16 protein-coding genes are annotated in these 19,699 nt (G+C 54.1%); all 16 read left to right on the top strand.

From position 1 onward, the window contains the following. Positions 1-17 precede the first annotated feature (17 nt). The 16 genes from DW089_RS02540 (at position 18) to DW089_RS02615 (ending at position 19,653) form a co-directional block, all read left to right on the top strand. Positions 18-1,049 (top strand): rod shape-determining protein, encoded by a 1,032-nt coding sequence (locus tag DW089_RS02540; protein WP_105326305.1) that lies wholly within the window; start codon positions 18-20, stop codon positions 1,047-1,049. Next, positions 1,046-1,954: a rod shape-determining protein MreC gene (gene mreC / locus DW089_RS02545; protein ID WP_231086358.1), complete on the top strand. Its 909-nt coding sequence runs from the start codon at positions 1,046-1,048 to the stop codon at positions 1,952-1,954. Before DW089_RS02540 ends, mreC begins: the two co-directional genes overlap by 4 nt. Beyond that, entirely contained in the window at positions 1,951-2,463 is a 513-nt protein-coding gene (mreD, locus tag DW089_RS02550; protein WP_118286727.1) for a rod shape-determining protein MreD, read from the top strand. The genes mreC and mreD overlap by 4 nt, the downstream gene beginning before the upstream one ends. Before the next feature lie 10 nt (positions 2,464-2,473). Further along, entirely contained in the window at positions 2,474-4,261 is a 1,788-nt protein-coding gene (gene mrdA / locus DW089_RS02555; protein WP_105326302.1) for a penicillin-binding protein 2, read from the top strand. Between the two features lie 9 nt (positions 4,262-4,270). After that, positions 4,271-5,386: a rod shape-determining protein RodA gene (gene rodA, locus DW089_RS02560; RefSeq protein ID WP_105326301.1), complete on the top strand. Its 1,116-nt coding sequence runs from the start codon at positions 4,271-4,273 to the stop codon at positions 5,384-5,386. Between the two features lie 9 nt (positions 5,387-5,395). Then, positions 5,396-7,258 carry a TIGR03960 family B12-binding radical SAM protein gene (locus DW089_RS02565; protein ID WP_105326300.1) on the top strand — a complete coding sequence of 621 codons (1,863 nt, stop codon included), beginning with the start codon at positions 5,396-5,398 and terminating at the stop codon, positions 7,256-7,258. Next, the gene (locus DW089_RS02570) at positions 7,255-7,953 is read left to right on the top strand and encodes a TIGR03936 family radical SAM-associated protein (protein ID WP_105326299.1); all 699 of its coding nucleotides are present in this window, start codon (positions 7,255-7,257) and stop codon (positions 7,951-7,953) included. The genes DW089_RS02565 and DW089_RS02570 overlap by 4 nt, the downstream gene beginning before the upstream one ends. Continuing rightward, positions 7,950-9,353, top strand: coding sequence for an Rne/Rng family ribonuclease (locus DW089_RS02575; protein ID WP_105326298.1), 1,404 nt, complete (start codon positions 7,950-7,952; stop codon positions 9,351-9,353). The genes DW089_RS02570 and DW089_RS02575 overlap by 4 nt, the downstream gene beginning before the upstream one ends. A 17-nt stretch (positions 9,354-9,370) precedes the next feature. Beyond that, positions 9,371-10,819 (top strand): CCA tRNA nucleotidyltransferase, encoded by a 1,449-nt coding sequence (locus DW089_RS02580; protein ID WP_105326297.1) that lies wholly within the window; start codon positions 9,371-9,373, stop codon positions 10,817-10,819. A gap of 386 nt (positions 10,820-11,205) precedes the next feature. Continuing rightward, entirely contained in the window at positions 11,206-12,168 is a 963-nt protein-coding gene (gene gctA, locus DW089_RS02585) for a glutaconate CoA-transferase subunit A (RefSeq protein ID WP_105326524.1), read from the top strand. 2 nt (positions 12,169-12,170) lie between these two features. After that, positions 12,171-12,974, top strand: a complete 804-nt coding sequence (gctB, locus tag DW089_RS02590; RefSeq protein ID WP_105326296.1) for a glutaconate CoA-transferase subunit B — start codon at positions 12,171-12,173, stop codon at positions 12,972-12,974. Positions 12,975-13,000: 26 nt separating this feature from the next. Then, entirely contained in the window at positions 13,001-14,764 is a 1,764-nt protein-coding gene (gene gcdA / locus DW089_RS02595; protein ID WP_105326295.1) for a sodium ion-translocating glutaconyl-CoA decarboxylase subunit alpha, read from the top strand. Positions 14,765-14,787: 23 nt separating this feature from the next. Further along, a complete protein-coding gene (hgdC, locus tag DW089_RS02600; RefSeq protein WP_105326294.1) occupies positions 14,788-15,570 on the top strand; it encodes a (R)-2-hydroxyglutaryl-CoA dehydratase activase HgdC in 783 nt (260 codons plus the stop codon). 42 nt (positions 15,571-15,612) lie between these two features. Further along, positions 15,613-17,049: a (R)-2-hydroxyglutaryl-CoA dehydratase subunit alpha gene (hgdA, locus tag DW089_RS02605; RefSeq protein WP_105326293.1), complete on the top strand. Its 1,437-nt coding sequence runs from the start codon at positions 15,613-15,615 to the stop codon at positions 17,047-17,049. 2 nt (positions 17,050-17,051) lie between these two features. Then, the gene (gene hgdB / locus DW089_RS02610; protein ID WP_118286728.1) at positions 17,052-18,191 is read left to right on the top strand and encodes a (R)-2-hydroxyglutaryl-CoA dehydratase subunit beta; all 1,140 of its coding nucleotides are present in this window, start codon (positions 17,052-17,054) and stop codon (positions 18,189-18,191) included. Positions 18,192-18,318: 127 nt separating this feature from the next. Further along, on the top strand, positions 18,319-19,653 hold the full coding sequence (locus DW089_RS02615) for an acetyl-CoA hydrolase/transferase family protein (protein WP_118286729.1): 1,335 nt from the start codon (positions 18,319-18,321) through the stop codon (positions 19,651-19,653). The last annotated feature ends 46 nt before the right edge of the window (positions 19,654-19,699 follow it).

A 19,699-nucleotide genomic window follows, 5' to 3' on the forward strand; every position in this document is an offset into this window, starting at 1 on the left:
AAAGGGAGGGGAAACCCATGCTGGAATTTTTTGATTCGCTGCATACGGATGTGGGCATTGATTTGGGTACGGCCAATACCCTGATTTGCCTGAAGCACCAGGGAATCGCCCTCCAGGAACCGTCCGTGGTGGCGGTGGATGACCGTACCGGCAAGGTACTGGCGGTGGGCAAGGCTGCCAAACAGATGGTGGGCCGGACGCCCCAGGGCATCAGTACGGTACGGCCCCTGCGCCACGGGGTAATTGCCGATTTTGAACTGGCGGCGGTGATGCTGCGGCACCTGCTCCGGCAGGCTCTCCAAAAGCGTTCCTTTGTCCGCAGCCGGGCGGTGATCAGCGTGCCCTGCGGAGTGACCAATGTGGAACGACGGGCGGTCATCGATGCGGCCCTGGAAGCCGGGGTCAAGGAAGCCTACCTGCTGGAAGAACCTTTGGCTGCGGCTCTGGGGGCAGGCCTGCCCATTAAGGAAGCCACCGGGCTTATGGTGGTGAATCTGGGAGGCGGCACCACGGAAGTGGCGGTCATCTCCCTGGGCCAGATTGTCTTCTCCCGAACCCTCCGGCTGGGCGGCGCAGAAATGGATGATGCTCTTGTACGGGCTATCAAGAAAAAGTATAATCTTCTTATCGGTGAACAGATGGCGGAAACCATCAAGCTTGAAATTGGAACCCTGCGAAAAACAACCCCCAGCGCTGTGATGGAAATCCGGGGCCGGGACCTGCTGACAGGGCTCCCCCAAAGCCGCCTTTTGGATCAGAACCAGGTCCGGGAAGCCCTATTGGAACCGGTGCGCAGCATTGTGGAGACCATTCGGGGAACCCTGGAACAGATGCCGTCCGAAATGGCGGCAGATGTGCTGGATCGGGGCATTGTGCTCACCGGCGGGGCCGCCCTGCTGCGGGACCTGGACTGGGTACTGACCCGGGAAACGGGTCTGACGGTAGTGGTGGCCGAAAACGCCCTGGGCTGTGTGGCCCTGGGCACAGGACGAGCTGCGGAAAATATGAATCTGTTCCATAAGGGACATCGACCGGCGGGGAGCAAATGAGAAAGCGACGAGTGGTAATGAAGAAGGAGAGAAAAATACGGCTGGCAGTGGTGGCTGCCATTGTCCTGGTACTGGGCGGCGTAGGCTGGGACCTGCTGCATCATTTTGCAGCGGGCAACACCGTGCTTTCCACCCTTTCCCGGCCCGTGAACTTTATTGTGGGCGGCCTGGGCAAAGGGGTACAGGGGGCCTCCGACTTCTTGACGAACCGCAATGGGGTGGCCAAGGAAAACAAGGACCTGAAACGGGAAAATGAGGAGTTGCGCCAAAGCAACGCAGAGCTTTTGGCCATGAAGGCGGAAAATGTCCGCTTGGCCAAACTGCTGAAGTTTACGGAACTTCATCCTGCCTGGCAGACCACCCCGGCCAAGGTCATCAGCCGGGACCTGGGGGATTTCAAGGACGTGATCCTGATTGATAAGGGCAGCGACGACGGCCTCCAGATGAATATGCCGGTGGTGAACAGCTCCGGCCTGATAGGCATTATCGATGGGGTGTATCCCCATATGGCCAAAGTACTGCTGATTTCCAGCCCCAGAAGCCGGATTGGCGGCCTGAACCTCCGGGGAGATTCTCGGGCGGCGGGAATCGTCAACGGCGTGGCCGGGCCGGACCAGCAGCTGGAAATGCGGAACTTGACTCGGAACGCAGATGTGCTGCCGGGGGATACCATTGTGACCAGCGGTTACAGCGGCTACAATCCTGGAGGCATCATCATTGGCACCATTGAGGAAGTCCGCATGGACCCTGGGGGCCTGACTAAGAGTGCTTCCATTGCTCCAGCGGTGGATTATGCCCATTTGGAGGAAGCCCTGGTCATTACCAACTTCCATGGGTTTGCAGATTTCCTCCGGGAGGAAGGGAAGGACCCTGATGTGCCCGCTTCCAAAGGAGGCAGATCATGATCCTGCGCGCCTTGGCTTGGCTGTTTTTTACCCTGTTTTTGTTTAGTTTGGAAAATCATTGGTTTATGTTTTTCACCACCACCCAGTCTCCTGACTTGCTGCTGCTCTTCCTCCTGCTCTACGCGCTGGACCAGGGAGAGCGGGGCGGCACGTTCTACGGACTGGGTATTGGTGCATTATTGGATGTGGTCACGTTCAGCTATTTTGGCTGGCATATGGTGACCCGGGCCTTTATCGGCTACGTGGTGGGAAAGAACCGGCTGAATATGTTTGCAGACCGGCTGCCCACCTATTTGATTTTGACCTTTATGGTAACCTTGCTTTTGCGGGTGGCAACCTCCCTGTTTTTGTGCTTCATGCAGGGCAGGTGGCTCCCTTTTTGGCCGTTTTTGGTGCTGACGGTGAAAAGTATAGGCTGGAATCTGATCTGTGCCCCGGTCATGTGGTTTTTGTACCACAAGCTGAAACAACGGCTCCACAGTCGGATGGATTATTATTATCATCTGTAGGAGAAACGCTGTGCTGAATAAAAAGTTTGCTTACCGTCTGGAATTCCTGCTGTTTTCCGGCGTTATCATTATCTGCATCCTGATTGGGCGGATGTTCTACCTGCAAATCCTGCGGGGCAGCTACTACAGCCGTCAGGCAGAAGGGAACCGGACCCGCTACACCCGGATTGTGGCCCCCCGGGGCATTATCTACGACTGCAACGGGGAAGAACTGGCCAACAACAAGCCGGGCTTTATGATTTCCTTAGTGCGCCGTTCCGACGGCTACAACAAGGAAACTCTGGAGCGGTTGTCCGTTATTTTGAACCTGCCCATGGAGAAAATCCAGGATACCATCAAGCTCCATTCCGTAGGGGCGGAACCCATCCGGCTGGTACGGAATGCTTCTCCGGAAGTGGTGGCCAAGATTGAAGAAAATCTGCGCTACCTGCCCGGGGTAATGGTGGAAGTGCAGCCGGTGCGGTACTATCCCAACAAGGAGCTGGCCGTCCACGTACTGGGGTATGTGGGGGAAGTCAGCGATTACGAAATTGAACAAGGGGTGTACAGCGACCTGAAAGCCGGGGACATTATCGGCAAGGCAGGCCTGGAAAGCTACTATGACGCCAACCTGAGAGGGGAAGACGGCAGCTACCGGGAAGAAGTGGACGTGGTGGGCCGTGTGGTCCAGGTCATGGATAAGGTGGAGCCCAAGCCCGGGGAGGGCCTGGTGCTCACCATCGATGCCAAGCTCCAGAAAATCACGGAAGAAGCGGTGGACCGCCAGCTGAAGGCCATTGGGGCCCGGGGCTGCGCCGTGGTGGTGCTGGACCCCAACAACGGGGAAGTGAAGGCCCTGGTCTCCCGGCCGGGCTTTGACCCCAACTGGTTTGTGAACGGCATCAGCGAAAAGAACTGGAACTACCTGAATACGGACCCTTTCCATCCCATGACCGACAAGGCCATTGCCGGGGAATATCCTCCCGGTTCTACGTTTAAGATTGTCACCGGTTCGGCGGCATTGGAAGAAAAGAAGGTAACTCCGGACGAACTGATCTACGACTCCGGCCGGCACTGGCTGATTGATATGCGCAACGCCGGCGGGGAAGCTCTGGGGTATATCAACTTCAAACGGGCCCTGGCGGCTTCCGATAACGTGTACTTCTACGAAATGGGCAACCGACTGGGCATCAATCTGATTGACAAATACGCCAAGGACTTTGGCTTTGGACAGCGGACGGGCATTGACCTTCACGGGGAAGCCGAGGGGCTTATTGCTACGCCGGAATACAAGAAGAAAGTGTTTGACGAAGACTGGTATTTGGGGGATACCTTCAATACCGCCATTGGCCAGGGCTTTACCCTGGCAACCCCCATTCAGGTGGCGGAAATGATGAGTGCGGTGGCTACCGACGGCCGTCGCTTTAAGCCCCATCTGGTCAGCAAGATCATCAACGATGACGGCAGTGTGGACCAGACCTTTGAACCGGTGGAGGAGGGGAAACTGCCGGTTTCGGAGGCTACCCTGAAACTGGTGCAGGAAGGCCTGGAAGCCGTTACGGAAGAAGGCGGTACCGCTTCTTCCCTGAAGAACCTGCCGGTGGCCGTAGCGGGCAAGACCGGTACGGCAGAAAACCCCCATGGCTTGGACCATGGCTGGTTTGCCGCCTATGCCCCAGCCAAGAAACCTCAGCTGGTAGTGGTGTGCATTGTGGAACAGGGCAGTTACGGTGCCGTGTCCGCAGTGCCTATTGTCAAAAGTATTTTGGAATATGCCTTTACGGATCCCCGGGTACGCCGGGAGGGCAACAAGAAATAAGGAGCAGCTATGCGGATACAGATCAAAAAATATTTTCGCAATATCGATATGCCGCTGCTGGTCAGTGTCCTGCTGCTGATTACCATTGGCATTATCCTGATTGGCAGCGCCACCCACGCCAATGTGCCCGGCCCCAAGCGCTACAGCTTTGTGCTGCGGCAGCTGAGCTTTGCGGGCATCAACCTGGTGCTGGGGGCTTTCCTCCTGCGGTTTGATTACCGGGTGCTGAAACAGTTGGCCCGGCCCCTCTACATTTTCAACATCGTCATGCTGCTGTGCGTCATGCTCTTTGGCAAAAGTGCCCTGGGCGCCCAGCGCTGGCTGCAGCTGGGACCCATCAGCATCCAGCCCAGTGAGTTTGCCAAGGCCATTATGATTATCGCCCTGTCCTCCTACGTGGACGACCGGCTGCCGCTTTTAACGGATTTTCGTAGCTGGCTGCCGGTATTTGGCTACGTGCTGGTGCCCTTCCTATTTGTTATGAAGCAGCCCGACCTGGGAACCTCTTTGGTTTTCCTGGCCATTTTGTTGGGCACCATGATTGTCTGCGGCTTTAAGCTCCGCTATTTTTTGGCCATGGGCGGTCTGGGTCTTGCTTCAGCGCCCCTGGTCTGGCGGGTGCTTCACGAGTACCAGCGGAACCGGATCCGGGTATTTTTGAACCCTGGCCTGGAGCCCTACGGCAGCGGCTACCACGTAATCCAGTCCATGATTGCCATTGGCTCCGGCCTGTTTTTTGGCAAGGGACTGTTCCAGGGAACCCAGAGCCAGTTAAACTTCCTGCCGGAAAACCACACGGACTTTATTTTTGCGGTGGCCGGGGAAGAATTTGGCTTTATCGGGGTAACGATTATCCTGCTGCTTTACGGGGTGGTGGTGTACCGGGGCATCAAGATTGCCCTGCATGCCTCCGATGACTTTGGCACCCTATTGTCCGTGGGCATCGTATCCATGTTTTTGTTCCATATTCTGGTGAATGTGGGCATGACCAGCGGCATTATGCCCGTTACCGGCGTGCCCCTGCCCTTTATGAGCTACGGCGTCAGCTCCCTGACCACCAATATGCTGATGGTCACCCTGCTGCTGAACATCAACGCCCATCATCAGACATTACGTTTTCATTAAGGAGAGACCATGAAAAAAGATTTTCCTATCGATATACTCAGCGCTGTAGAAAAACCGGCCCGTTATACGGGAATGGAATTCGGCAGCATTGTCAAATCCGAAGCCGAAACGGAGGTTTCCTTCTGCCTGGCTTTCCCGGACACCTACGAAATCGGCATGAGCTACCTGGGTTTTAAAATCCTGTACGCCTGCCTGAATGCTGTGGAAGGGATTGCCGCCGAGCGGGCTTTTGCCCCTTGGGTGGATATGGAGGAAAAAATGCGGGAGCGGAAGCTGCCCTTGGCCTCTTTGGAAAATTCCCGGGCCCTGAAGGATTTTGACCTGGTGGGCTTTACCCTGCTGTACGAAATGTCCTATTCCAACATTGTGAATATGCTGGATATGGGCGGGGTGCCCATTTGGGCCAAGGACCGGACCCTGGACGATCCCTTTGTCTGTGCCGGGGGCTGCTGTGTGTTTAACAGCGAACCCTTGGCAGATTTCCTGGATTTCTGCATGCTGGGGGATGGGGAAAAGATTATTGTGGAAGTCTCCCTGCTGTACCGGGATTGGAAGCGGGAAGGCAAGCCTGGAGGCCGGAAGGAATTTCTGCGCCGGGTTTCCCAGATTCAGGGGGTTTACGTACCCAGCTTTTATGATGTCACCTATAACGAGGATGGTACCCTGAAGGCCTATACCCCCAATGAACCTACGGCACCGGAAGTGGTGTACAAACGGGTGGAGCAGGATGTGGACGGCCTGGCCTTTCCTACCAATCCCATTGTGCCCTACAGTGATACGGTCCACGACCGGATTATGCTGGAATTGTTCCGGGGTTGCACCCGGGGCTGCCGGTTCTGCAATGCCGGCATGATCTACCGGCCCATCCGGGAACGGCGGCCGGAAACGGTGCTGAAGCTGGCGGAGAAACTGGTGCCGGCAACGGGCTACAACGAAATTTCCCTGTTCTCCCTGAGCACCGCGGATTATTCTTACCTGGAACCGTTAACCCAAAAGCTGATTTCCGAGTTCAAAAAGGACCGGGTCAGCGTGTCCCTGCCCTCCCTGCGTATTGACAGCTTCTCCGTAAAATTGGCCCAGGAGGTCCAGGCGGTGCGGAAAAGCGGGCTGACCTTTGCTCCGGAAGCGGGCAGCCAGCGGATGCGGGACGTCATCAACAAGGGTGTAACGGAAGAAGACCTGATGAACGCCGTGGGGGCAGCCTTTGCCAACGGCTGGTCCCAGGTGAAGCTGTACTTTATGATTGGCCTGCCCACGGAAACCGACGAGGACGTCTTGGCCATTGCCAAGCTGGCCCAAATGGTCCAGTGGAAGTACAAGCAGGTTACCGGCAAGGGCGGCGCCAAGGTTACGGTCAGCGTGGCCAACTTTGTGCCCAAGCCCTATACGCCCTTCCAGTGGGCCGGCCAGAATACCAAGGCTGAATTTGACCGGAAGCACATGCTGCTCAAGAATGCCTTCGCCAAATTGAAGAACATCAATTACCAATACCACGATTCCCGTACCAGCCTGATGGAAGGGGTCCTGGCCCGGGGTGACCGGCGGCTGGGAAAAGCCATCTATCTGGCCTGGCAGCGGGGCGCCAAGTTTGACAGCTGGGGTGAGTTCTTTGACTATGACCGGTGGAAACAGGCCATTGAAGACGTGGGCCTTACCATGGACTTCTACAACAGCCGGCCCCGGGGCGAAAAGGAAGTGTTCTCCTGGGAGCATACCAGCTGCGGAGTGACCCGGCAGTTCCTGTGGAGCGAACTGGAAAAGGCCAAACGGGCGGACCTGACCCATGACTGCCGGCGGGATACTTGCACGGGCTGCGGGGTCTGCCAGAAACTGAACGTAAAAATCATCGATTGGAAGGAGACGGAAGCATGAAATTACGGCTGCAGATAACCAAAGAGCCGGGCATCCGCTTCATTTCCCATCTGGAATACCAGCGGAGCCTGGAAAAAGCCATCCGGCGGGCGGACCTACCGGTGGCCTATTCGGAAGGCTTCAATCCCCATATGAAGTTTTCCCTGGCATCGGCCCTTAGCGTGGGCGTTACCAGCACCTGCGAGTTTGCCGAGGTACGGCTGGTGGAAGAGCGGCCCCTGGAGGAGCTGGTAACTGCCCTCAAGGCAGCCCTGCCCATGGGCATCCGGATTGTCAAGGCGGACCTGGCGGACGACAAGGCCCCCATGCTCATGGCCTCCGCCCAAGGGGCCAGCTACCAGGTGGAGGTACCCTGCCCGGAAGACCCGGCAGCGGGTATTGCGGCCTTTAACCAGGCCTCAGAGGTGCCCTACACCAAAACCCACAACAAGGCCAAGGGAAAACCCAAAACCATCAACGTCAAGGACTTTATTCCCCAGGTGGACGCAGCCTGGCAGGATGGGGTCCTGAAACTGGCTTTTGACTGCCGTATCACACCTACGGGCAGCATGAAAGCGTCCCAGCTCCTGGAAATTCTGGAAAAGGATTTTGGGGTGGGACTGTCCTTCAATGAAGCCGATATCCGCCGTACGGACCTGTTCGGACGGGATGCGGCGGGGCATAAAACCTCGCTAATCGGCACGGCGCAGCCATGACCAAGATCATTTATGTCAGTGTCCGGCCCGAAGAAACCCGCATGGGCCTGGTGGAGGAAGGACGTCTCCGGGACTATGCGGTGGAGCGTAGGAACACGGACAACTTGGTGGGAAATGTGTATCGGGGCCAGGTGTGCAATGTGGTTCCTGGGATACAGGCCGCCTTTGTAGATTTGGATGTAGGCAAAAACGGTTTTTTGACCTTAAAAAAAGAGGAAAAACTCTCTCAGGGTCAAATGATATTGGTACAGGTAGTGAAGGATGCCCGGGGCAGCAAGGGTCCGGCCATTACCCGGAATATTACCCTGCCGGGCCGGTATGTGGTGCTGGAGCCCTTTGGCTCCCGGATTTCCCTGTCCCGGAAAATCGAGTCCAAGACCAAGCGCAGCCAGCTGCGGGAATGGGCTTCCCAGGTGCTGCCGCCCAAGATGGGCCTGGTGCTCCGGACCGCCGCAGCCAGTGCGGACAAGAAGGAAATCCAGGCAGACGTGGAAAACCAGCTCCACAGCTGGAAAATCCTCCTGCGCCGGAGCAAATTGGGGCGGGGACCCCATCTATTGTACCGGGAACTGGACCTGTCCATCCGGATGATTCGGGACTACGTGACGGAAGATGTGCAGAAGATTGTGGTGGACGATGTAACCATCTACCATACCCTGACCAATATGCTAAAGGAAATGGGGCTGCCCCAAATTGAGGTGAAGCTCTACAGTGGTACCGATGACCTGTTTTCCAGTTACCAGCTGGATGAGGAAATCGAAAGTATGTCGGACCGGGTGGTGTGGCTGCCGGGAGGCGGCTACCTGGTATTTGACTATACGGAAGCCATGACCGTAGTGGACGTCAACAGCGGCCGCTACTCGGGAGGTGGGGACCGGGATGAAACCGGTATGGCCACCAACCGGGAAGCGGCTGTGGAAATTGCCCGGCAGCTGCGGCTTCGGGATATCGGCGGCATTATTGTGGCCGACTTTATTGATATGGACACCCAGGAGGAGCAGGAGGAAATCCTGCAAATCCTGCGGAAGGAATTTGCTTCCGACAAAATGAAACCCAAGGTGATTGATATTACCTCTCTGAACCTGGTGGAAATGACCCGGATGAAGGCCCGGAAAAACCTGGCCAGCGTCCTGTACAGCACCTGTCCCACGTGCCGGGGCAGCGGCCGGGTTCTTTCCCCGGAAACGGTGTACGTGGAAATCCGCCGCCGGCTCCGGAGCATTTTTGCAGAGGGCAATATGAGTCATTCGCTGCTGATTACCGTTCATCCCATGGTCTACAGCTGGATCATGGAACAGGGCGTCAAGGATATGGAACGGGAATTCAGCTGCAAAATCAAAACCGCCAGTGACGCGGCGCTGGATATAGGAGTCTTTACCATCCTGGCAGCGGATCACTGAGCCAGGAGGTGGCAGGCATGAATCTGGAAATACCGGCATATGTGCAAAAAGTAATGGAGCTCCTGCGTTCCCACGGCTTTGAAGCCTACGTGGTGGGCGGAGCAGTCCGGGATTTGCTGCTGGGGCGCACTCCGGACGACTACGACGTGGTGACCAACGCCCGGCCGGACGAAATCCAGCTTTTGGCAGAAAAGGCCCAGATTCCTGTGGTCAGAGACCTGGGCCAGAACTTCGGGGTGGTAATCCTGGTTTCCGACCGTATGGCGGTGGAAGTGGCCTCCTACCGGAACGAAACCTACGGCAGTGCCGATGCCCACCGGCCGGCAGAGGTCTGGTACTGTGAAACCCTGGAAGAGGACCTGGGACGCAGGGATTTTACCATCAACGCCCTGGCCCTGGATCAACAGGGGAATATTATCGATTATTACGACGGGCTCAGCGACCTGCGGGGCCGGGTGCTGCGCACGGTGGGCAATGCCAACAAGCGGTTTCAGGAGGATGCCCTGCGGATGTTCCGGGTCTGCCGTTTTGTGGCCCAGCTGGGCTTTACCCCGGATGAAAAGATTCTGCCGGCCATTCAGGCCAACCTGGCCCGGACGGAAGGCTTGTCCCTGGAGCGGGTGCGGACGGAGCTGAACAAGACCCTGTGCGGCACCTACGCCGGACGGGGCATGGACCTAATGGTGCGCAGCGGGCTGGCGGCTGAAAGCTGCCGGGTCCGGCACGGGGGAACCTGGAGTCAGGTGCCCATTTTGCCGGAGCTGCTGGATTTGGTAGGGGTGGAGCAAAATCCCCTTTACCATCGGTACGATGTGTGGAACCATACGGCGGCTGCCCTGGATCAGGGAGACCGGACTCTGCCGGTGGGCTGGGCTATTTTGCTCCACGATATTGCCAAGGGCCGGGAAGGGGTCCGGGGCATCAACAAGGAGGGCCAGCCCTGCGACTATGGCCACGAGGTGGTGGGAGCCAAAATGGCCCATGCCATTTTGGCACGGCTGCAGCTGCCGGGAAAACTGGCGGACCGGGTGGCCTGGCTGGTAAAGAACCATATGCACTTTGGCTTTGCCATGGCCCAAACCGACGCCCAGACCTGGCGCTGGCTGCGCAAGGAGGCCCGCAGCGGCCATTTTCGGCTGAACAAGGAAATGGCCGAAGCCTTTAAGCAGCTGACCGCCCTGTGCACCGCCGATGTGGCAGCGGCCAATGCCGGTCAGACGGATATTATCCATGCCCAGATGTACGGCAAGCGCTTGGTTTCCATGGCCTATTTGATGCCCGTGCACACGTCAGACCTGAATTTCACCGGTTGGGATGCCTTAAAGGCAGGGGCCCAGCCCAAACAGCTCCGGGAACTGATGCCCGTTCTGCTCCAGCGGGTCCAGGACCTGAAACTGGAAAACGAACCGGAAGCCTTGGAACAGGCTGCAAAGAATTGGGTTATACGTCAAAAAAACAAAAAATAGGTAAAATCATACACTGAGAGATATGTTTTTTCGTATCCCTCAGTTTTTTTTATGAGACAAATACTTTTGGGTATAGACAATACAGAAAAATTGTGAGAATATATAGGTGTACGTGTTGCCAATTTTATGGGGAATGAATGTCAAAAATAAGTAAAATTGATAAAAATTATTAGAATTAACATAGAATTGGCAAAAAAAGCGCAAATTAATCACTTGAGATTTAAAAAAAAAATTATTTGTGCTATAATCAACGTGTACTATGAAAAAGCAGGTCTACCGGAATTCGAATTGAAAAAATACTCAATTACAAAGGGGGATGGATTATTTCATTAGAGGAGGGTTCCGGACGTTTCAAAACTAGTATGGATCTTAAGGAGGTTTTTGCTTTGAGTAAAGTAATGACGTTAAAAGACGCAGTTGCCAAGTATGTGCATAGTGGTGATCATATCGCCCTGGGCGGTTTCACAACTGACCGGAAACCGTATGCTGCCGTTTATGAAATCTTAAGACAAGGTATCACCGATTTGACTGGTCTGGGCGGCGCTGCCGGCGGCGACTGGGATATGCTGATCGGCTGCGGCCGGGTAAAGGCATATATCAACTGCTATACTGCCAACTCCGGTGTTACCAACGTTTCCAGACGGTTCAGAAAATGGTTTGAAGCTGGCAAACTGATCATGGAAGACTATTCCCAGGATGTAATCTACATGATGTGGCATGCTGCTGCACTGGGTCTGCCCTTCCTGCCTGTAACCCTGATGCAAGGCTCCGGCCTGACCGATGAATGGGGCATCAGCAAGGAAGTCCGCAAGACTTTGGACAAGGTTCCTGATGACAAATTCGTTTATATTGATAACCCCTTCAAAAAAGGCGAAAAAGTTGTTGCTGTTCCTGTTCCGCAAATTGATGTAGCTATTATCCATGCACAACAGGCTTCTCCGGACGGCACTGTACGCATTTGGGGCGGCAAATTCCAGGATGTGGATATTGCCATGGCTGCCAAATACACGATCGTTACTGCTGAAGAAATCATCAGCAATGAAGAAATCAGAAGAGATCCTACTCAGAATGACATTCCCGGCATGTGCGTAGATGCTGTTGTTCTGGCTCCTTATGGTGCACATCCTTCTCAATGCTATGGTATGTATGACTATGATAATCCGTTCCTGAAGGTTTATGACAAAGTCAGCAAGACCCAGGAAGACTTCGATGCTTTCTGCAAAGAATGGGTGTTTGACCTGAAAGATCATGACGAATACCTGAACAAACTGGGTGCTACCCGTTTGATCAACCTGAAAGTAGTTCCTGGCCTGGGCTACCATATCGACATGACGAAGGAGGACAAATAACAATGGCTGATTACACGAATTATACCAATAAAGAAATGCAGGCTGTGACCATTGCCAAGCAAATCAAAAATGGTCAGGTTGTAACCGTAGGTACCGGTCTTCCTCTGATCGGCGCCAGCGTTGCCAAGAGAGTATACGCTCCTGACTGCCACATCATCGTGGAAAGCGGCCTGATGGACTGCTCTCCTGTGGAAGTTCCCCGCAGCGTAGGCGATCTGAGATTCATGGCCCATTGCGGCACCATTTGGCCCAACGTTCGTTTCGTTGGCTTCGAAATCAACGAATACCTGCATAAAGCCAACCGTCTGATTGCTTTCATCGGCGGCGCTCAAATCGACCCGTACGGCAACGTAAACTCCACCTCCATTGGTGATTACCATCATCCGAAAACCCGTTTCACCGGTTCCGGCGGTGCCAATGGTATTGCTACCTACTCCAACACCATCATTATGATGCAGCATGAAAAACGCAGATTCATGCAGAAAATTGACTATGTAACCAGCCCTGGCTGGATCGACGGCCCTGGCGGACGTGAAAGACTGGGTCTGCCCGGCGATGTAGGTCCGCAAATGGTTGTTACCGACCGCGGCGTACTGAAGTTTGATGAAAAGACCAAACGGATGTACCTGGCTGGCTACTATCCGACTTCTTCCCCTGAAGACGTATTGGAAAACACCGGTTTCGATCTGGATGTATCCAGAGCCGTTCTGCTGGAAGCTCCGGAACCCTCTGTTATCAAATTGATCAGAGAAGAAATCGACCCGGGCCAAGCCTTCATTCAAGTTCCCGTAGAAGACAAGAAATAAGAGAGAATTAGGGAGGAATCATTTAAATGGGTTTCTATTCAATGCCTAGATATTTTCAACAACTGCCCCAAGTCGGCAAGGTGCTGAAAAAAGTAGACGAAGACAATACTGCCAAACTGAAAGCCATCGAAGAAGAAATTCACCAATTGGTGAAAGCTGCTGAAGATGCAGGCCGTTCCACCGAATCCCTGAATGCATCCGGTCAATTGACCGCCCTGCAGAGAGTGGAAAAACTGGTAGAACCGGGCACCTGGAGACCGCTGAACTCCTTGTTCAACCCGGAAGGCAACAAAAACGGTTCCGTAAGCATCGTTAAGGGCCTGGGCAAAATCAACGGCAAATGGGCTGTTGTGGTCGCTTCCGATAACAAGAAGCTGGCCGGCGCTTGGGTACCTGGCCAGGCTGAATGCCTGCTGCGTGCTTCCGACACCGCAAAAACCCTGCACATTCCCCTGGTGTATGTGCTGAACTGCTCCGGCGTTAAATTCGACGAGCAGGAAAAAGTTTATCCGAACCGCCGCGGCGGCGGCACCCCGTTCTTCAGAAACGCTGAACTGAACCAACTGGGTGTTCCCGTAATCGTCGGCATCTATGGTACCAACCCTGCTGGCGGCGGTTACCACAGCATCAGCCCCACTGTCCTGATTGCCCATGAAAAGGCCAACATGGCAGTAGGCGGCGCCGGCATTTTGGGCGGCATGAACCCCAAAGGCTACATTGACATGGAAGGCGCTAACCAGATTGCTGACATGGTAGACCGCAGCGGCAAGCAAGAACCCCCTGGAGCTGTTGATATCCACTTTACGGAAACCGGCTTCATGCGCGAAGTTTATGCTTCCGAAGAAGGCGTTCTGGAAGGTATCAAAAAGTATATCGGTATGCTGCCCAGCTACAACCCGGAATTCTTCCGCGTTGACGATCCCAAAGCTCCGGCTCTGCCCAGCGAAGACCTGTACAGCATGGTTCCTCTGAATGACAAGAGAGCCTACGATATCTACAATGTTCTGGGTCGTCTGTTCGATAACAGCGAACTGAAGGAATACAAGAAGGGCTATGGCCCCGAAATGATTACTGGTATGGCCAAAGTCAACGGCCTGCTGGTTGGCGTTGTTGCCAACGTACAAGGTCTGCTGATGAATTACCCTGAATACAAGGCTGCCGGCTCCGTTGGTATGGGCGGCAAGCTGTACCGTCAGGGCCTGGTAAAAATGAACGAGTTTGTGACGCTGTGCGCCAGAGACCGTTTGCCCATCGTTTGGGTTCAGGATACCACCGGTATTGATGTAGGCAACGACGCTGAAAAAGCTGAATTGCTGGGCTTGGGCCAATCCCTGATTTATTCCATCCAGACCTCCCATGTTCCTCAATTTGAAATTACCCTGAGAAAAGGTTCTGCTGCAGCCCATTACGTATTGGGTGGACCTCAGGGCAACGACACCAACGCATTCTCCATTGGTACTGCTGCAACGGAAATCTACGTAATGAACGGTGAAACCGCTGCTACCGCTATGTACTCCCGGAGACTGGCGAAGGACAGAAAAGCTGGTAAGGATTTGCAGCCGACCATCGACAAGATGAACGATCTGATCCAGGCTTTCCATACGAAATCTCGTCCGAAAGTGTGCGCTGAATTGGGTCTGGTTGACGAAATCGTTGACATGACGGCTCTGCGCGGCTATGTAGAAGCATTTACGGAAGCTGCATATCAGAACCCTGAATCGATTTGCCCGTTCCATCAAATGCTTCTTCCTAGAGCCATTAGAGAATTTGACACTTTCGTAAAGAAATAATCCTTACGGAGGAAGAAAGCTAAATGAGTATTTATACCTTAGGTATTGATGTTGGATCTACCGCTTCCAAGTGCGTAATTCTGAAAGACGGTAAAGAAATTGTGGCAAAATCCCTGGTAGACGTGGGGACCGGTACTTCCGGTCCTGCACGCTCCATCTCCGAAGTACTGGAGAATGCCCACATGAAAAAAGAAGATATGGCTTATACCCTGGCTACCGGCTACGGCCGCAACTCCTTGGAAGGCATTGCCGACAAGCAGATGAGCGAACTGAGCTGCCATGCTATGGGCGCCTACTTCATTTGGCCTAACGTGCACACCGTTATTGATATCGGTGGGCAGGACGTAAAGGTCATCCATGTGGAAAATGGTGCCATGACCAATTTCCAAATGAATGATAAATGTGCTGCAGGTACTGGCCGTTTCCTGGATGTAATGGCCAATGTCCTGGAAGTAAAAGTGTCTGACCTGGCTCCCTTGGGCGCACAGTCCAAAAAACGGGTGGCCATCAGCTCTACCTGTACCGTATTTGCGGAAAGCGAGGTTATCAGCCAGCTGTCCAAGGGTACGGACAAGATCGACATCATTGCTGGTATCCATCGTTCTGTTGCAAGCCGGGTAATCGGTCTGGCAAACCGGGTGGGGATTGTTCCCGACGTGGTGATGACCGGCGGCGTAGCCCAGAACTATGGTGTGGTGGATGCTTTGCGGGAAGGTTTGGGAGTAGAAATCCAAACTTCTCCTCTTGCACAGTACAACGGTGCCCTGGGTGCCGCCCTGTATGCCTACAAGAAAGCAACCAAATAAAGTTTTACAACAGTTCACTCATGTGAAGAAGGAAGGATAATTATGCCAAAGACAGTAAGCCCTGGCGTTCAGGCATTGAGAGATGTAGTTGAAAAAGTTTACCGGGAAGCCCGTGAAGCAAAAGCTGCAGGCGAACCTGTAGGTTGGTCTTCTTCCAAGTTCCCCTGCGAATTGGCTGAATCTTTCGGCCTGCACGTTGTATATCCGGAAAACCAGGCCGCTGGTATCGCTGCCAACCGTGACGGCGAAGTAATGTGCCAAGCTGCTGAAGATCTGGGTTACGACAACGATATCTGCGGTTACTCCCGTATCAGCCTGGCCTATGCCGCTGGTAAGAGAGCTGCTAACAAGATGGACAAAGATGGTAACTATATCATCAACCCCAACAGCGGCAAACCGCTGAAAGATGAAAACGGCAAAAAGGTCATCGATCCTGAAACCGGCAAACCGGTTATCGATCCTAAGACCCGTAAACCTTATACCGTTATCGATGATATCTATGAAATCGCAGCTCTGCCGGACGGCGAAGAAAAGACCCGCCGTACCAACGCCCTGCATAAATATCGTCAGATGATCATGCCCATGCCGGACTTTGTTCTGTGCTGCAACAACATTTGCAACTGCATGACCAAATGGTATGAAGATATTGCCCGCAGACACAACATTCCCCTGATTATGGTTGACGTTCCTTACAACGAAACTGACCAAGTCAGCGAAAGCAACGTAAAATACATTCGTTCCCAATTTGACAAAGCCATCCGTCAAATGGAAGAAATCTCCGGCAAGAAATTTGACGAAGATAAGTTCGAAAAATGCTGCCAATACGCTAACCGTACCGCTAAGGCTTGGTTAAAGGTTTGTGACTATCTGCAATACAAACCGGCTCCGTTCAACGGCTTTGACCTGTTCAACCATATGGCTGACGTTGTTACCGCCCGTGGCAGAGTAGAAGCTGCTGAAGCTTTCGAACTGCTGGCCAGCGAATTGGAACAACACGTAAAAGAAGGAACCACTACCGCTCCTTTCAAAGAAAAATATCGTATCATGTTCGAAGGTATCCCCTGCTGGCCGAAGCTGCCTGACCTGTTCAAGCCGCTGAAAGCCAACGGTCTGAACATCACCGGTGTTGTATACGCTCCTGCATTTGGTTTCGTTTACAACAACTACGATGAACTGGTACGCGCCTACTGCAAGGCTCCTAACTCCGTATGTCTGGAACAGGGCGTTGCTTGGCGTGAAGGCCTGTGCCGTGAAAACAAGGTTGACGGCGTTCTGGTTCACTACAACCGTTCCTGCAAACCTTGGTCCGGCTACATGCCTGAAATGCAGCGCCGCTTCACCAAGGATCTGGGTATCCCCACTGCCGGTTTCGACGGTGACCAGGCCGATCCCAGAAACTTCAACGCTGCACAGTATGAGACTCGTGTCCAAGGTTTGGTCGAGGCCATGGAAGCTAACGCTGAGAAGAAGGGGAAATAAAAATGGCAATCAATACACTTATTGAAGAGTTTAAACAGATCGCTTTGAATCCGAAGGCACAAGCTGCCAAATATAAGGCAGAAGGCAAAAAGCTGATCGGCTGCCTGCCTTACTATTGCCCGGAAGAACTGGTTTATGCTGCTGACATGGTTCCCATGGGTGTTTGGGGCGCCAATGGCAAAACCGAAGTTCGTTCCAAGGAATACTGCGCTACGTTCTATTGCACGCTGGCCCAGCTGTCCCTGGAAATGCTGCTGGACGGCACCCTGGATTGCCTGGACGGTATCATTACCCCCGTTCTGTGCGATACCCTGCGTCCTATGAGCCAGAACTTCAAGGTAGCCATGGAAGGCAAAATGCCGGTTATTTTCCTGGCCCATCCTCAGGTTCGTCAAGATGCTGCTGGTAAGCAGTACACCTATGACCAATACAACAATGTAAAGACCCATCTGGAAGCAATCTGCGGCCATGAAATCGCCAACGATGCCATCCTGAATGCAATCAAAGTTTACAACGCCAGCCGCAAGGCTCGTCGTGAATTCTGCAAACTGGCCAACGAACATTGCGATGTAATCACCGCCAGCGCTCGTTCCTATGTGCTGCAAGCTGCCTACTTCATGCTGAAGGATGAATACACTGCCAAACTGGAACAACTGAACAAAGAATTGGCTGCCACTCCTGTGGGCAAATTCGATGGTCACAAGATTCTGGTTTCCGGTATCACCTACAACATGCCTGGCATCCTGAAAGCTTTGGACGACAACAAACTGGCCATCGCTGCTGATGATGTGGCTTACGAAAGCCGCAGCTTCGCAAAAGATGCTCCGGAAGATCTGGACAACGGCCTGCAGGCTCTGGCTGTACAATTCGGCAGACAGGACAACGATGTTATCCTGTACGATCCGGACTACGCCAAAGATGCCCGTTCCGAACATGTCTGCAAACTGGCTGAAGAAAGCGGCGCCGAAGGCGTTGTAGTCTTCATGATGCAGTTCTGCGATCCTGAAGAAATGGAATATCCGGACCTGAAGAAGGCTCTGAACAAACACCATATTCCTCAGATCAAAGTTGGTGTGGATCAACAGACCCGCGACTTTGGCCAAGCACAAACTGCTCTGGAAGCCTTTGCTGAAAGCTTATAATTATTTCTCCAGCCTGCTTGCAGGCTGAGGTACAAAAAATGAAGGATGATTCGTGGTGAATCATCCTTCATTTTTTTGTTATAATAGCTTAAAAGCGGGCTGCGCAGCAGTCCTAAGGGAGGTTATCATGGATTTAAACAGCCAATACCTGGCAAAACGGAAAACGCCGGCAGAGGTGCTTGCCTCTATCCAGGACGGCGATTATATTTTCAGCGCCCAAAGCAGTTCAGCACCGGTGACCCTGATTGAGGAGATGCCCCTGTTGCGGCAGTGGGGCCGGAAAAATCTGGTGTTCAATTCCTGTGGGCCCAATTATGACCATGCCTGGTTCCATGACCCGGCTATGCGGGATACGGTGGAACATGTGAGCTGGTTCTTCAGTCCGCCTGTACGCAAGGCTTGCCAGGAAGGGCTGTGCGGTTTTCTGCCCGGGGATACCACCAGCCTGGTGCGCAAGACTATGGACCGGGCCCGGTGGGAAGGTCGCCGGCCGGTGCTGCTGGCAACGGCGGCCCCCCTGGATGCCCAAGGAAACTTCACCCTTTCGGTGAGTACCCTGTTTGAACGGGACCTTATTAATGCGGGAGCCCTGGTCCTTTTGGAAGTCAGCTCCAAGCATCCCAGAATCTGCGGGGATACCCTGATTCCACTGTCTCGGGTAACCGCCTTTACGGAAACGGACCGGCCGGTACCGGCAGGGAACCCCGGAAAAGCAAAGCCTGTGGACCAGAAGATTGCCGCCCGGGTGGCAGAACTGATTCCGGACGGCTCCACCTTGCAGCTGGGGGTGGGCCATCTGCCCAATGCGGTAGCTGTGGAGCTGCGCAATAGGAAGCACCTGGGCATCCACTCCGGGGTGTTTGGCTATGCCATGCTGGAGCTGATCCGTTCCGGCGCCGTGGACAATTCCCAAAAGGGTTTTATGGACGGCTTTTCCATCTGCTCCAGCGTCAGCGGGGGACAGGACCTGTTCGACTTTGTGGACGACAACCACAGCGTCCTGTTCCGGGCAGGGACCTTTACCAACAACCCCCGGATTATTGCCAAAAACCGAAATATGGTATCCCTGAATTCCACCCTGGAAATTGATCTCACTGGCCAAAGCGCAGGGGAATCCATGGGCTTTCGCCAGTTCTCGGCCAGCGGGGCCCAGCCGGAAACCATCCAAGGAGCCCAATTTTCTCCCGGCGGTAAATCCATTCTGGCCCTGCCCTCCGCCTACGAAGCCAAGACTGCCGACGGCAAACGGGTGCTGCAATCCAAGATTGTCACCAGCTTCCGGCCGGGGACAGTGGTGACCAGTTCCCGGACCCTGGTGGACTACGTGGTAACCGAGTACGGTACTGCCTGCCTCAGGGGCCTTTCCATTCCCCGGCGGGTGGAAGCCCTGATTGCCATTGCCCACCCGGAGTTTCGGGAGCAGCTGCGGCAGGATGCCAAAAAGTACGGGCTATTGTATTAGCAAGCTAAACCAAAAGGCGTTTCTCCTAACTGGGGAGAAACGCCTT

The sequence above is a fragment of the Acidaminococcus sp. AM05-11 genome (assembly GCF_003472805.1).
Taxonomy (GTDB): domain Bacteria; phylum Bacillota; class Negativicutes; order Acidaminococcales; family Acidaminococcaceae; genus Acidaminococcus; species Acidaminococcus hominis.